We start from the raw sequence: 14837 nt of genomic DNA, 5'->3' as shown, positions 1-14837 counted from the left end.
CGTCTGTCCACGGTGTTCAATATTGTTCTAAAATTGCGCGGATATATACGGGATAGGATTTAGTATTTGACCGTTTTTCTCTATATCGGAGTCGTTGATGATAATCCAGCGCATAGTCTTGGATTAACCATAGACTATATTCATCTCTGTATCATTCATTTATATCTATTTATCTCATATATAGATTTATCTTTTTGCCAGCAAGGAATGAATCGCGGACAATGGACAACAGCTTAGATCACCCACTCGAAGAAAGCCGACGCAAGTTCCTCCGAAAAGCGGTCACCACCGCGACGATCGCCGGAGTTGGCGCGTCAGGTACAGGAATCGTTACCGCCAGAGAGAACAACGAACAGGGACGGATAACAGGTGATCCGTTCACCCTTGGTGTTGCCTCTGGTGATCCCCTGCCGGACTCTGTCGTCCTCTGGACGCGCCTCGCACCCGAGCCATTGGCCGAAGACGGTGGAATGCCCGACCGCCAAGTACCAGTACAGTGGGAAATAGCGACCGACGAGGACATGGACGATACTGTCGGGAAGGGCATCGCGAAGGCACGTCCTGAGTACGCCCACTCGGTCCATATCGACGTTAAGGGATTGGATGCCAATACGGAATACTACTATCAGTTCAAAGTCGACTCCAACCGAAGCCCGGTCGGAAGAACGAAAACGGCCCCTGCAGAGGGAGCCGACGTGGACGAGATCAAGTTCGCATTCGCCTCGTGTCAGAACTACCCCTCCGGGTATTACACCGCGCACGACCACCTCGCCGACGAGGACCTCGATCTGGCTATCCACTTAGGTGACTACATTTACGAGGGCGGCGGACAAGGCTCGATCGATCGCGGCCACGAACCGCCTCGCGAAATCAAAAGCCTGAGTGACTATCGGATCCGCGAGGCACAATACAAGACCGATTCGAACCTACAGGACGCCCACGCTGCGTTCCCGTGGCTCGTCACCTGGGACGACCACGAGGTCGAAAACAACTACGCCGACGCAACTTCCCAAGCGAACGACCCCACGCAAGAATTCCTTGCCCGTCGGGCAAAGGCCTACCAAGCGTATTTCGAACATCAGCCATTGCGTCCCTCGCGGATGCCTGACGGCCCGAACCTACCGCTCTATCGGCGGTTCACCTTCGGTAATCTGGCCGAGTTCAACGTCCTCGACACTCGGCAGTACCGCGACGATCAAGTCGATTCCTCAGAGGAAGCCGACAATCGAGGACGGACCATTCTCGGCGACGAACAGGAAGACTGGCTGGTCGACGGGCTGAACAACTCCACAGCCCGGTGGAACGTCCTTGCCAACCAGGTTCCGCTCGCCGCAACCGATGAGAACCCGAATCCAGACGTACAGGACTTCGGCGGCGGTGATAAGTGGGACGGGTACCGAGCCGACCGGGAGAGGTTGCTCGACGTTATGGCCGCCGACTCCGATCTAAACCCCGTCGTGATCACCGGCGACGTCCACCGCAACTACGTCTACAACCTCAAAGCCGACTTCTCGGACCCCGACTCCGAGACGGTCGGCACCGAGTACGTCGGCACCTCGATCTCCTCGTTCGGGGATGGGTCCGGAATAACCCAGTACGGACCGTCGCTCGGTGAACCCTGGCAGCGGTTCTTCAACGATAAGCGGGGTTACGTCCGCTGTACAATCACTCCCGAGCAGTGGCGAACCGACTACCGGGTCGTCTCGACTGTCGAGGAGCCCGAAGCCTCAGTAAGTACGGTCGCATCGTTCACAACCGACGCCGGCGATCCTGGTGCGAACCTGGCCTCCGAACGCCCTGCCCAACCCCAGCAGTCAGCCGTCGAGATCACAGAGATCAGACCGGATCAGAACGGCGATCTCAACAACGAGTTCGCCACGGTGAAAAACACTGGCGACACCGCAATCGACTTCTCGGGGTTCATCCTCAGCTTCGAAGCAGGGAACCAGAACTACACGTTCGGTGAGTTCACCCTCGGAGCAGGGGAGACGGTTACCGTTCGGAACGGGAGCGGCGAGGACACCGAGTCGACGCTCTATGCCGACTTCGGCGGTCCGGTCCTGAACAACAGTAATCCCGATACGGTACTCGTCGCTAACGACGACGGGATTGTCCTCGACGAAGCGTCGTATTCGGCGGTCTAACCCCGATATCGGCGACTGGCAGCCGCTCGCCCTCGATTTTTCGACAAGCTCTCGGAGCTGGGTCACCGCGCTCCCGGCTGGCACAGAGCGAGACGCTCACGAACGACTTGAAGTCGGGTACCCCGCACGAGATCAGAATGCAGTCCGTGATTCGATCGCAAATATCAACGAGACGACCGTGCGACAGCTCGTCAATAGCCTCGACGACCAGGTAGTTGCGATGTCCCACACCACTAGTCGACTAATAGAAACGGTGTGCTGAATAGAGAGGTTGTATACAGCAAACGGGCGTGTCGGGAGAGAAGACACAAAATCGGTAGAGAAATGATTACTTGTTCATCGCCCGGTCGAGAATCTCCTGAATAAAATCACCCTTCTCAGCGGTATACTCCTCCCTGTTCTTCGAATATTCCTCAGCCAAGCTCTTCTTCAAGGAGGCATATTGTTCGGCGGCTTCAGGGTGTTCACGAAGATAATCCCTGAAGACAATCTTCTCTTCATAGAGGTTGCTCTCTCACTCTGTCAGTGAGAAGTAAATGGTTCGGTTCGTGTGCAGCCCCTTGGCGAAGAGTAGTTATCTTTGGCCGGGAACCTTCTGACTGAACGCAGTAAAACTGGGCTGTAATCAGCGAGATGCCTGCTCTTCGTCAACCGAATTCTCAATTATATTGATGTATTGAGAGAAGGACACCCCCTCGCAGTTGAAGCACTTCTGTGGGCCGGTAGTCGAGGACGTTGCCACAACATTACCACAGTGTCGGCACACGTGAAGGTTGTTTTTATCGCCCATTATCTACTCCCACTGACTAACCCGGTGGAAAGTGCTGACGTTTCTTCTTTTGGCGCTCCTTCGAGGAGCGGTGGATTCTGGTCAGTCGATACGCGGTCATCGGTATCCATTTCGGCGTCTTCGATCGATACCCCAAGTTGACGGCGAAGTTCCGTCATATCCCATACCATCCGACTTTCGTGGATTTTCCCGTTACTACTTGTACCCGAGGTAACACCGGAGATGACGATATGGTTCCCGTGAGGTTCCTCTCCGACCTGCCCGATGTTACACACCGGGTCGACGCCCTGGAACCGTCGTTCGTGGGTACCCCGCGCTGTCCAAGACACCTCGAAGGAATCACCCTGCACGTGAAGGTCGTCGATTTCGATGGTGAACTCGTTGAAGGACGTCCGTAAGCGGATGACGTGCGATTTGATCCCCTCGGGCCCCCGATATGCACGGGACGAGTCAGTGCTATTCTCGATGAAGTCCGACGTCACCATCCTGTCAATGACGTTCAGCTCGCCCTTCGAGTAGACTCGCTCGAAGAGACAGCGGATGACTGCTTGGTTCTCGTCGGCGACCTGACTGCGTTTCGTGGTTAATTCGCTCGGCATGTGTGTTCTCCACCGATTCTAATGACGGCGAGGGGAATGAATGTAATTAGAATATCATTTCTATAGAAACTCCAATAGAACGACAATCCTATAAAGGAGCTGATACGACCCGTGAACTCAGACTGCTGGCATAAGTCTAATCTCCATATCAAGGTCGTTAACGCTCTTCGACCTCGGTACGTGAACGCCCCACAGAGTCTTGGGCTCTGCTCGCTACTACTCTGTATGAACGATTCGTTCCCGGCAGAGTGGGGACGGGGAACCGCCACAGTCAGGAACGAAGCGTTCCAACTCCTCTCGGACAAGACTCGACTCAAGATCCTGCAAACCCTCTGGGAGGTGCACGATCCCACGGATCCAGCGCCGATACGGTTTTCTGACCTCCGCGAGCGCGTCGACGTTGACGATCCCGGCAGGCTCAACTATCACCTCAAGAAGCTCTCGACCCACTTCGTCCATCACTCAGACGGGGGGTACGAACTTCGTGAGGCGGGCAAACGGATTATCCGGGTCGTGATCGCGGGGACAGCGATCGATGAGGTGACGATCGAGCCAATCGAGATCGCCGTTTCGTGCATCTTCTGTGGTGGGCCGACAACACTCGAATACGAAAACGGGCTGCTCTCGCACTGGTGTACCAGCTGTACTGCTCGCTGTGTCGCAAGCTATCCGGCGGGACTCCTTAGCAGCGAGGAACACCCACCTGCTGGAATGCTAAACAGGACTCCAAGCGAGGTGTACCGATCACATCGGGTGTGGATCAAACACCGAGAAGCCTCCGTAATGGAGGGCGTCTGTCCCGAGTGCTCCGGTCCGATGCCGGTCGAGTCGATTCGCATCTGCGACGACCACGCTCCGGATCCGGAGGATGAGGACGTATGTGACGAATGCGGCTCGATTTTTTGGGGAATAGTCTATCACATGTGTGATGTCTGTAAATTTGTCTGGAAACTGCCAACCCTACTCTATCCACCGACCCACCCGGCCGTAATCGCGTTCTACTACGACCACGGGGTTGAGTTTGACCTTGCCTCACACGAGCAACGTGCCCGTCTTCTCGAGTATCAGGAAAAAGTCGTCTCAAAGGACCCGCTCAGGCTCAGAACGACGATTTCAATCGACGGGGACGAACTCCGAATCACGTTCGACGAACAGATGACTGTCGTCGATGTGAACCAGGGATTCTCTACCTAACCTGAGCCGAAACTGATGGCTGTACGAATCAGGGACCTGCGGTGGCACTTCTGAACTTTAGGGTCACCTACCCCGAGACCGGGAAGTTCGTCGATTCCGTTGAGTTGGTAGGTCCCGGGAATGGAGACACTCATTCCTCGATAGTAGAGAAATCCATGTTTTCCTTGACCGAGTGGGCGTCGTAGATGAGTTGTCTGACCTATTCCTGCGTTGTCATCAACCCACCACAAGGCCGTGGACTCCTAATTTGATTATGAAATGTCGCAGACGGTGTGATAGAGACGTGAGCCACAAGTCGATCGCCATCCAATTGGTCAATAGTGATTCGAGTCTGTAACGACCATGGCTACTTCGCTGATGATTGCTGCCCTGTCTGCGGTAATGAAGGAGAGCCTGTACTCGAGGAAAGGCGGCGACGGCAACTCTCGAAGTTTGTGAGTGGTGCGTTGCGTCACTTTCCCGATGATGTCGAATTATCAATCGACGCACACGGGTGGACCAACTACGATTCCCTCGTCGATACTGTCACAGACAAGTACGCGTGGGCTGAACCCAGACACGTTGAGGCGGTCGTTGCTACCGACGAGAAGGGGCGGTTTGAACGTCAAGATGAACAGATTCGTGCCGCCTACGGCCACTCGATCGACGTTGACCTCGAAGCGACGGAATCGACAGTACCAGACCGGCTGTACCACGGGACCGACCCACAGATTCTTAACATAATTTTCGAAGAAGGATTGCGGTCAATGTCACGGCAGTACGTGCACCTCTCAGCAACACCCGAGGAAGCTCGCACCGTCGGACGACGACACGCTGACAATCCAGCCGTGCTCGCGGTTGACGCTGGTGCGATGAAACGAGACGGATACCAAATCAGCAAGCGGGGAGCAGAAACGTTCACCGTTGAGCGTGTTCCGCCCAAATATATCGATGGCCATACTTGAGCCGCATGACTTTCCAACACGCTGAACAGTAGCCATCCTACCCGATACGGTCGAATATGTTGTCGAAGTCGAAGCTCTCCAGATTCGTCGAGACATCATCGTATTGTTAACCCACGAACACCGACGCGGCACTGTCACTCTCGAACAACGTGTCTACGGGACGATCCTCCAGACTCGCGAGCCGGCCGCAGCGAGCGCCATCGCCAAACGAGCAGACTGTGACCCAAAGACCGCTCGGAAGTACTTGGATTGGTTTAGCAAACTAGGCGTCGTTACGTGCCACGATGGCCATCCGGTCACCTACGATCGTAACGATGCTTACTTCGAGTGGCGGCGAATCGACCAGCTTGCAGCCGACCACTCTATCGAGGAACTCCAAGAGCGTGTCCGAGAGCTGACCTCGCGTATCAACGAGTACGAAGACGTGTACGATGTCACGACACCAGCGGCCGTTGACGCCGTTGCCGCTGCAGAGGCAAGCGACGGTCAGGCCATCGGCGACGTCTACAGTGATCTGGGCGACCGCTCGTGAGGAGCGCACACGGTGTCTCAGCGCGTGCTGTGTCGTTTTGTACCTCCCGTACAGTGGGAGGTCGAATCGGTGCTTTCCGATTCGATGTCTCGTCACTCGAGACGATTCGATTGTAACTAGAGTTGGTGAGGCGTGATGCACCAAAAGATTTGATCTCTCATTTTCGACGCAAGTCATCGCTGTAACGACGGTATTAGCAGGAACATCATCGGCTTGACTGGTACTATGTATCAGTGGCCGTGCTGAGTGTCGTATTTCATCTTCGCAAGATGCTCTCTGAAGAGTGAGACCACTTCGGCTAAAAATTTGGTACCGCGATGTGATGTGATTCAGCTAGCATCTGGTGCATGCCCAACAGTGATAGCGAGTCTTGGTACCAGTCCTACATTCGCCGCGTCATTGTATCAAGCGATACCCAAGGATAGATGGGTAGTCCCGAAGAGGCATTCTCAGTTTGCTCAACTATCGAGTTCTATAACTGATATCTAACCATCCACAACGACGTGCACATCACGGACTATACCTGTGGTACGACCCCGTGCCCCGCTCCTTTGATATCTATACGAGGTCCGTATTTCCGCTCAATCACGTCTTCTGCGAGCAGGAGATTCCCGTCCAAGTCAACGTAGTTGAATGCCCCAGTACCTGCAACGAGGTGTGCGCTCGTATGGATTCCGATCGCACTCTCCAGCATACAGCCTATCATCAGTTCGAGATCAGCCGCCTTCGCAATGGCGACGATATCAGCGACGGCGAGGATGCCAGACTTTCCAAGCTTGACGTTGATTACGTCAACCGCATTTTCTCGAACGACACGGAGTGCATCCGCGGGTGTAAAGATCGATTCATCTGCAGCGATAGGTGTACTCACCGACTCACGAGCCAACGAGAGACCCGAGATGTCTGTCTTCGGAACAGGCTGTTCGATGAGTGCAATGTCGATTTCGCGAGAGCGCATTTGAGATGCAAAGTAGACGGTCTCTTTCACCGACCACCCTTGATTTGCATCAACTTTCAACTCGGCATCCTCCGCGACCTGGTGAATCGCAGCGATACGCTCAATATCTCCGTTTACGTCATTTCCAGTTTTAATTTTCAGATGCTCGAACCCGTTTTCGATTGCGCGTGACGCGGTCGAAGCCGCCTCTTCAGGAGACAGAATGGGAATCGTGAGATCTGTCGTCACCGGCTGTACGGTGCCCCCGAAGAGTGCAGCGAGTGGGATCTCACGTTCTCGACAGTATGCGTCAAGAAGAGCAGTCTCGACTGCAAACAGAGCCGAAACCATGCCGGGGAAAGTCGCGCGCACTCTCTCGATAAGCCGACGATAGTCGCCGATTTCCTCGCCTTCCAAGAGTGACGCGGTCTCTCCCGCGACTGCCAATGCCGTCGTTTGTGTTTCACCTGTAACCGGTGCGATTGGGGAACCCTCCCCGTATCCGATGGTACCAGACTCTGTTTCGATCGTTACGAGAACGTTTGCCGCTTCGTATTGCGTTCCGAGCGAGATCTCGAATGGCTCGTTCATTGAGAGATTGAGCGCTTCTACCGAGACACGTGTGATTATGCTCATTAGGGAACGACTCTCCTCGTGTCGCGCGAGTCCTGTACTGCTTCAAGTAGCGCTTCCGGACCACCGTCATCGAAGATGTTCGCTGCTGGAAGGCCAGTCGTTGACGTCACATCTTCAGGTGACCCCCACGTCGACACGGCTGCGACAGTCGCATCGGAGAGTGATTCGATAGTAGCACGCTCGTGTTCGATTCCGCTCACAGCGAACTGTTCGAAGTGTGTTCGCTCGGACCGGTTCGGATCGTCTGCGAGAACGACGATATCGGGCCACGCGCCGTGAAGAATCGCGAGCGTGACTCCGGAGTATGCACGGTGGGTGAGAGACGCTTGCCCTTCGACGAAGACGATGTCGTGTTCTTGCGCTGTATCGTAGACGAGACCCTCTACCGCCCCAGCCGCGAAGTCGGCAGGGATACGGTCGATGACGATGCCTCGGTTCGCACCGACCATCGTTCCGGTTTGGCCTGTCGCGACCCATCCGGCATCAAGGCCGGCGGCACGAGCGGCTCGATACAACTCGAACGTCGTAGTCCGCTTCCCGACAGCGCAGTCTGTGCCCATCGTCAGGACGATATCGGCGTCAAGTTCGCTCACTCGGCCATCTGCGACCCGCAGTTCTGTTTCGGGGGGTGCTTTTCGCACGTCGAACAGGCGAACGCCACAGTCGCCCGCTAACAGGTTCCAGTCGTCGTCGTCGCTGAGGAACACGTGCAATCCGGAGACGATGTCACATCCCGAGCGCATCGCTTCTTGAATGGTGCCGATCCAAGAATTAGGGAGCTTGCCTCCGGCAGGCGCAACGCCGACGATGAGCGCCTCTGCCTCCGGGGCGTGTCGAATAGCGGTCTCGAAGGTGTCGACAATAGGGATGTCGGGGGCATCCGCTTTCTCGAGCACCGTGGGCACAGACATCCCAGCTGTCGTTGAATCGATGACGGCACGTGCGTCGAACAGTTCGCTGTGCATCACGACCCCGTTTGCGGTCTTCCCGCCTGTACGACCGAATTCACCCTCGGCAAGAACGATAGCAGGCGTAGAGGCCTCGAACTGACTGTGCAAATCCATGGTCTACCCAGCAATTTAGGTTGGAAAAACCCAGTCCCTATCATGCAAGGAAGCCGAGAGTTGCCGAGTGAACCTCTTCGAGATTCATCCTGTCCTCAGAATTGAAACAGTTTCAACGTAAATACTTAATTTTCTATCAATATAGTCGTATAGGGAGGATTCCCCTTGCATGCGTGGGTATCGTCTTATCGTGGTTGGATAATACGCGTTCAGCAGAACGAAGATGGATGATATGACCGACCATGCCAAAGCCGTTCGGACCCCAGAAGACCTCCGTGGTACCGCGCTTGACAGGCGCGAATACCTCCGTTTGCTCGGTGGGGGGAGCGCTCTCGTCCTCTCGTCTTCACTGGCAGGATGTACTGGAAGCGGCGGCAGTGGCGGCGATACTGGAGGGAATTCCAGCGATGGGGCAAGTGGTAGTAGCGGCAGTGGGTCGGTGCCCGAAGAACTCGTTCTCGCTCGGGCAGGTGACTCAGAAGCACTCGACCCGCACGTCACGACCGCCTCCTACTCAGAGCAGGTGATGAGCCTCATCTACGATCCGCTCGTCACGATGGACTTCGAGGGGAATTTCTCACCAGGATTGGGTAAAGAGTGGCAGGTCAATGATGCAGGAACGGAGTGGACAATCGAACTCAACGACGGTATCAGTTTCCACAACGGCGATGCGTTCACTGCCGACGACGTCGTATTCACGTACAACCGTCTGCTGAACAAGCCCGCACTTCTCAAGTGGGCCGTCGGCCCGATGTCGGGCGTCGAAGCGACTGGCGAGAACTCAGTGACGTTCACTTTCGACGAGAAATACGCCCCGTGGAACACCTACAGCAGTTACGGTGGCTACTTCGGCATCATCCCACGTGGCCCAGTAGAAGCCGACGAGGACGCGTTCGCGGCGAACCCTGTCGGTACGGGCCCGTACAAACTTGATGAGTGGGTTCGTGGAGATCACATCACACTCACGAGAAACGACGAGTGGAGCACACCGCACTCGCCGGAAATCGAGTCCGAAGACGCTCCACTTCCGAAGAAGATCACGTTCCGAGTAATCCCGGAGGAACTTCCGCGTGTTCAGGCGCTTCTCTCGGGTGACGTGGATATCCTCCTGGCCCGCGACTTCCCACAACGAGAACTCTCGACGATCCAGGACGACTCGGGGACGACTGCCGAAGTGTTCACCTCGAACAACGCAGGCTACGTCGCGTTCAACGTGCAACAGGCGCCGACCGACGATGTCACCGTTCGGAAGGCACTCGCGCACGCAATCGACAAAGAACGGATCATCGAGGACATCTACCAAGGCCTCGGGGCGGAGAACTGGGTCCCCTTCTCGGAGAACCTCCTCGGATGGGCGGGCGAGGACGTTCGAGATCAGCTCGGATACGAGTTCGACCCGGAGAAAGCAGGACAACTCCTCGATGATGCCGGCTGGACGATGGACGGGGAATTCCGCTCGAAGGATGGAGAGCGCCTGACGATAGACATAGTCTCGACGAACACCCCACCACCGCGTGTGCAGACCGCAGAGGAGATGGTCTCGATGTTCGCTGACGTCGGTATCGAGGCGGAACTCACCACGTACGAGTACAACACCGCCTACGACGAGTTCGGCAAAGGAGAGTCGAACGTCATGTACGGGACCGTCTCGTGGTTCGACACCGACATCGTCAACTTCCTGTGGGGATCGGCGAACGCGGGCGCGTCGAACCTCTCGTTCCTTGAGGATCCGGAGGTCGACGAGATGATCGCTAAAGGCGCGACCTCTATCGACGCGGAAGAACGCGAGGCGGCCTACCGAGAACTCCAGTTGAAGGTGATGGAGATGTGTCCGTGCCAGCCCGTCATGACGTACGAACAGGCGACAGGACTGCAGACTGCTGTCCAGAACTACAAGCAACATCCCTCACTGCTCACACCCGTCTACCACGACGTGACCCTCGACGAGTAGCGTCGACTGCCGCGTCTATTCATTTCCTATGAACGACATCTTACAATACGTCGTCAAACGGCTTCTCTGGGCGGTGCCGGTACTGCTCGGTGCGTCGTTCGTCGCATTCATCATGGTGCATCTGGCTCCGGGCGATCCTGCACGACTCATGCTCGGTGAACGAGCCAGCGCTGCCCAAGTCGAACAGCTCAGGATAGAACTCGGGCTGAACCAGCCGCTGTACGTTCAGTACATGGGCTTTCTCGGAGACGCCATCCAAGGTGATCTCGGACGCTCGATTCGGAGTCAACAGCCCGTCACCGACCTCATCGTCGGCCGCCTCCCGTATACGATACAGCTCGCCGTATCGAGCCTCGTCGTTTCGCTCGCGATTGCGCTTCCGACGGGCATCCTCGGTGCGCTCAGGAAAGGCCGCTTGACGGACCACGTGAGCCGTATCGTCGCACTCCTCGGTATCAGCATGCCGAACTTCTGGCTCGGCCTCATCCTTATCGTCGTCGTCGCGGTCGAACTGAGTTCTCGGTTCGGTATCGATGCGTTCCCCTTGTTCGGGATGACGCTCGTTACTGAAGACCCCGTAGAAGGGATGTTCTCGGTCGTCCTTCCGGCGCTCGCACTCGGAACGGCGCTCGCCGCGCTCGTAATGCGGATGATCCGCGGCGGCGTTCTCGACGAGATTAATCAGTCGTACGTCCGCACAGCCCGCGCCTACGGAATCAGCGAAGGCGAAATCACGTACGTCTACGTCCTGAAGAACGCAATTCTCCCGACGATCACGGTCGTCGGGCTGCAACTAGGTTATCTCATCGGAGGGAGTGTCATCGTCGAGACCGTCTTCGGCATTCCCGGTATCGGTCAGTTGGCGATCAATTCGATCTTCGCACAGGACTTCCCGGTCATCCAAGGGATCGTCCTCCTCGTCGCCGTTGCATTCGTCGCGTCGAACCTCCTCGTCGACGTGCTGTACGGGTTCCTCGACCCACGAATCCGGTACGGGGGTGAGAACGCGTGAGCAACGCTCGTTCGCACGAGTACGTCGGAACCAGAGCGCGCATCGTCGACCGAATTCGGGGAGATACGCTCGCGATGGTCGGTGGCGTCATCGTCGCAGGAGTGTTCGCCGTTGCGCTGTTCAGCGCCATCGACGAGTTCCTTCTCAATCGCCAGCTGGTGACGATGGTGGTCGCTGATCCCTACGAGACCAACCGGTTTGCACGCTTGCTCGCACCCAGTCTCGAACATCCGTTCGGCACCGACGAGCAAGGGCGCGACATTTTCGCGCGGACGCTCTACGGCACTCGAACGAGTGTCGTCGTCGGCCTCGCCGCGGTCGGCTTCGCGAGTGTCGTCGGCATCGTCGTCGGCAGCATCACCGCCTACTACGGTGGCCTCACTGATATGGTCGGGATGCGCGCGATGGACGTTCTTCTCTCCTTTCCGTCCATTCTGCTCGCAATCGCGTTGATGGCAATCCTGGGTCGCGGACTGGAGAACGTCATCTTCGCGATTGCAATCGTCTACGTCCCGACGTTCGCCCGGATCACGCGGAGCGAAGTCCTCTCGGAGAAGTCCGAGCAGTACGTCGGTGCGGCGCGGGCGATGGGGTATCCGGATACGAACATCGTCTCACGGGAGATCCTCCCGAACTCGTTGACGCCGATCATCGTCCAGTTCACGTTCAGTATGGCGACGGCCATCATCGCCGAAGCTGCCCTCTCGTTTCTGGGACTCGGTGTCTCTCCGATTCATCCCACGTGGGGGATTATGCTCTCGGGTGCACGCCAGTACATCACGTCTGCGTGGTGGTACTCGGTGTTCCCCGGTCTCGCCATCATGGTCACGGTTCTCGGATTCAACTTGCTGGGCGACAGTCTCCGCGATGCACTCGACCCACAGCAACAGCGTGACGCCGAGGGGAGGATGTGATGTCGGTACTGAACGTGGAGAACCTCCACACCTACTTCGACACGGAGCGGGGTCAGGTCCGCGCCGTCGACGGTATCGACCTCGAAATCGGCGAAGGCGAAATTGTCGGCCTCGTCGGTGAGAGCGGATCCGGTAAGAGCGTCACTGCGCTGTCGGTACTCGGACTCATCGACCCACCTGGTCGTGTCGTCGAGGGGAGTATTGAGTACGACGGTGTTGACCTGCAATCGCTTTCGAGCGCGGAGCTCGGTGCGCTGCGAGGTAGTGACATCTCGATGGTGTTCCAAGATCCGATGACGGCATTCAATCCGACCCAGACGGTCGGTCGACAGCTCCATGACGTCCTCCGGACACACGAAACCGGTCCAGTACATCCGCTCGTGCGTCTGTTCGGGTTCGATCACTCCAGCGAGTACAAATCGAGAGTTATTGACGCGTTAGAGCGTGTCGGAATTCCGAGTCCGGAATCCCGTTACGACGACTATCCACACGAGTTCTCTGGCGGAATGCTCCAGCGGGCGATGATCGCGATGTCCGTTCTCTGCGACCCGTCTTTGGTGCTCGCAGACGAACCGACGACCGCACTTGACGTCACAATTGAACGGCAGATTCTCGCGCTGTTTCGCGAACTCGTCGACGACCTCGGCACCTCGGTACTCTGGATTACGCACGATATCTCGGTCGTCGCCGCGCTCTGTGACCGTGTCGTCGTCATGTACGCCGGGAGAGTCATGGAGGAAGGACCGGTCGGTTCCGTCCTCTCTGACCCACAACACCCCTACACGCAAGGGCTGCTACAGTCGGTTCCGCGCTACGACGAACCGGACCGTGAACTGTACGTGATGGAAGGCAGTGTCCCAAACCCGGTCGACTTACCCTCACAATGTCGATTTGCCGACCGCTGTCCAGAGGCACACGAACGGTGTTTCGACGCACATCCGGAACTCTATCGGACTGAGGACGGCCGTGCCGCGTGTTATCTCGTCGAAGAGTCGATGGCGATGGAGGAACATCTATGAGTCTCGTCGAGACCCAAAACCTCACGAAGCACTTCGACACCGGTTCTGGGCTCCTCTCACGATTCCTCGACCGTGAGGTCGTCCACGCCGTTGACGGTGTCGATCTGTCAATCGAGCGCGGACAGACACTCGGGTTAGTTGGAGAGAGTGGCTGTGGAAAGAGTACGCTCGGGCGAACGCTTCTGCGACTTCACGACCCGACGAGCGGCCGAATCATCTTCGATGGAGAGGACATCACGGCGTACAATCAACGTCAGTTGCGCGAGATACGTCGACGGATGCAGATCGTCTTTCAGGACCCTCGGTCGAGCCTGAATCCCCGTCAGACCGTCGAAGAACTGCTCCGAAAGCCTATCGAGTTTCACGATATCGCTCACGGAGAAGATGCACGCGAGATTGTCTACCGGACACTTGAAGACGTCGGCTTGCAACCGGAGCACGCGAGTCGTTATCCACACGAGTTCTCTGGCGGACAACAGCAACGCATCGGACTCGCCCGAGCGTTGGTTGTGAACCCCGAGTTCGTGGTTCTCGACGAACCGACGAGTGCGCTCGACGTGAGTGTTCAAGCGAAGATTCTCCGCCTCATCAGGCGACTGAGATCGACGTACGACCTCACGCTCATCTTCATCAGTCACGACCTCAACGTGATCCGCCACGTCTGCGACGAAGTCGCAGTGATGTACCTCGGTCGAATCGTTGAGACCGCTCCCGCCGCGGCGTTGTACGACGACCCCAAACATCCCTACACAGAGGCACTCTTGGATTCGATTTCGCTTCCTGAGGCTGGGATGCAACGTGAACTTGCCCCGACTATCGAGGGCGACATTCCGAGTCCGATTCACCCACCAGAGGGCTGTCGGTTCCACACGCGGTGTCCAAAAGCGTTCAACGAGTGCTCGGTGACGAACCCGGCGCTCGAACCGAGGAGAGAAGACGGTGACAGAGAGAATCGAACGGTGGCGTGTCATCTCTACGAAACAGCAGATGCGACTGTGCGACCGTAGTCTCGCAGTCCCTACTATCTTCGCTCCGGAGTTCATCATTGGGGAACGGTAGGGTAACGTCGATGATGTCGAACCAAGGAGATTCCAACTAAGC

General features: G+C 56.7%; 13 protein-coding genes and 1 pseudogene. 10 read left to right on the top strand and 4 right to left on the bottom strand.

All coding sequences use genetic code 11. The annotated features are described in order from the left end of the window. Positions 1–221: 221 nt before the first annotated feature. Both LAQ73_RS16240 and LAQ73_RS17880 read left to right on the top strand, forming a co-directional pair. Positions 222–2144 carry an alkaline phosphatase D family protein gene (locus LAQ73_RS16240; protein ID WP_224271039.1) on the top strand — a complete coding sequence of 641 codons (1923 nt, stop codon included), beginning with the start codon at positions 222–224 and terminating at the stop codon, positions 2142–2144. Further along, positions 2110–2406: a DUF8069 family protein gene (locus LAQ73_RS17880; RefSeq protein ID WP_486606359.1), complete on the top strand. Its 297-nt coding sequence runs from the start codon at positions 2110–2112 to the stop codon at positions 2404–2406. Before LAQ73_RS16240 ends, LAQ73_RS17880 begins: the two co-directional genes overlap by 35 nt. Before the next feature lie 66 nt (positions 2407–2472). Here the strand turns inward: LAQ73_RS17880 and LAQ73_RS16235 are convergent. Beyond that, positions 2473–2637 (bottom strand): annotated as a pseudogene (locus tag LAQ73_RS16235) (GrpB family protein); the annotation flags it as partial. Positions 2638–2933: 296 nt separating this feature from the next. Continuing rightward, positions 2934–3533, bottom strand: coding sequence for an ester cyclase (locus tag LAQ73_RS16230; RefSeq protein ID WP_224271038.1), 600 nt, complete (start codon positions 3531–3533; stop codon positions 2934–2936). Between the two features lie 225 nt (positions 3534–3758). Between LAQ73_RS16230 and LAQ73_RS16225 the strand changes: the two genes are divergently transcribed. The 3 genes from LAQ73_RS16225 to LAQ73_RS16215 all read left to right on the top strand — a co-directional run bounded on the left by LAQ73_RS16225 (position 3759) and on the right by LAQ73_RS16215 (position 6203). Continuing rightward, entirely contained in the window at positions 3759–4727 is a 969-nt protein-coding gene (locus tag LAQ73_RS16225) for a winged helix-turn-helix domain-containing protein (RefSeq protein WP_224271037.1), read from the top strand. Positions 4728–5047: 320 nt separating this feature from the next. Beyond that, positions 5048–5671 carry an RNA 2'-phosphotransferase gene (locus tag LAQ73_RS16220; protein WP_224271036.1) on the top strand — a complete coding sequence of 208 codons (624 nt, stop codon included), beginning with the start codon at positions 5048–5050 and terminating at the stop codon, positions 5669–5671. Between the two features lie 103 nt (positions 5672–5774). Further along, positions 5775–6203 (top strand): DUF7342 family protein, encoded by a 429-nt coding sequence (locus LAQ73_RS16215; RefSeq protein ID WP_224271035.1) that lies wholly within the window; start codon positions 5775–5777, stop codon positions 6201–6203. Between the two features lie 517 nt (positions 6204–6720). Here LAQ73_RS16215 and LAQ73_RS16210 read toward each other — a convergent pair. Together LAQ73_RS16210 and LAQ73_RS16205 are read right to left on the bottom strand one after the other, a co-directional pair. Continuing rightward, positions 6721–7776, bottom strand: a complete 1056-nt coding sequence (locus tag LAQ73_RS16210; protein ID WP_224271034.1) for a dipeptide epimerase — start codon at positions 7774–7776, stop codon at positions 6721–6723. Next, positions 7776–8840: an N-acetyltransferase DgcN family protein gene (locus LAQ73_RS16205; protein ID WP_224271033.1), complete on the bottom strand. Its 1065-nt coding sequence runs from the start codon at positions 8838–8840 to the stop codon at positions 7776–7778. Before LAQ73_RS16205 ends, LAQ73_RS16210 begins: the two co-directional genes overlap by 1 nt. A gap of 439 nt (positions 8841–9279) precedes the next feature. Here LAQ73_RS16205 and LAQ73_RS16200 point away from each other — a divergent pair, with 439 nt between their 5' ends. Genes LAQ73_RS16200 through LAQ73_RS16180 form a run of 5 tightly spaced genes read left to right on the top strand, consistent with a single transcriptional unit; the run spans position 9280 to position 14743 of the window. Beyond that, complete coding sequence (locus LAQ73_RS16200) at positions 9280–10791, top strand: ABC transporter substrate-binding protein (RefSeq protein WP_224271032.1); 1512 nt, start codon at positions 9280–9282, stop codon at positions 10789–10791. Positions 10792–10819: 28 nt separating this feature from the next. Further along, the gene (locus LAQ73_RS16195) at positions 10820–11803 is read left to right on the top strand and encodes an ABC transporter permease (RefSeq protein ID WP_317988524.1); all 984 of its coding nucleotides are present in this window, start codon (positions 10820–10822) and stop codon (positions 11801–11803) included. Beyond that, positions 11800–12717, top strand: a complete 918-nt coding sequence (locus LAQ73_RS16190; protein ID WP_224271031.1) for an ABC transporter permease — start codon at positions 11800–11802, stop codon at positions 12715–12717. The genes LAQ73_RS16195 and LAQ73_RS16190 overlap by 4 nt, the downstream gene beginning before the upstream one ends. Further along, positions 12717–13736 carry an ABC transporter ATP-binding protein gene (locus tag LAQ73_RS16185; protein ID WP_224271030.1) on the top strand — a complete coding sequence of 340 codons (1020 nt, stop codon included), beginning with the start codon at positions 12717–12719 and terminating at the stop codon, positions 13734–13736. Before LAQ73_RS16190 ends, LAQ73_RS16185 begins: the two co-directional genes overlap by 1 nt. Further along, entirely contained in the window at positions 13733–14743 is a 1011-nt protein-coding gene (locus LAQ73_RS16180; protein WP_224271029.1) for an ABC transporter ATP-binding protein, read from the top strand. The genes LAQ73_RS16185 and LAQ73_RS16180 overlap by 4 nt, the downstream gene beginning before the upstream one ends. Positions 14744–14837: the final 94 nt, after the last annotated feature.

Source organism: Haloprofundus salinisoli, from assembly GCF_020097815.1.
In the GTDB taxonomy this organism is placed as follows: Archaea; Halobacteriota; Halobacteria; order Halobacteriales; family Haloferacaceae; genus Haloprofundus; species Haloprofundus salinisoli.
This window is presented reverse-complemented; position numbering and strand designations above follow the sequence as displayed.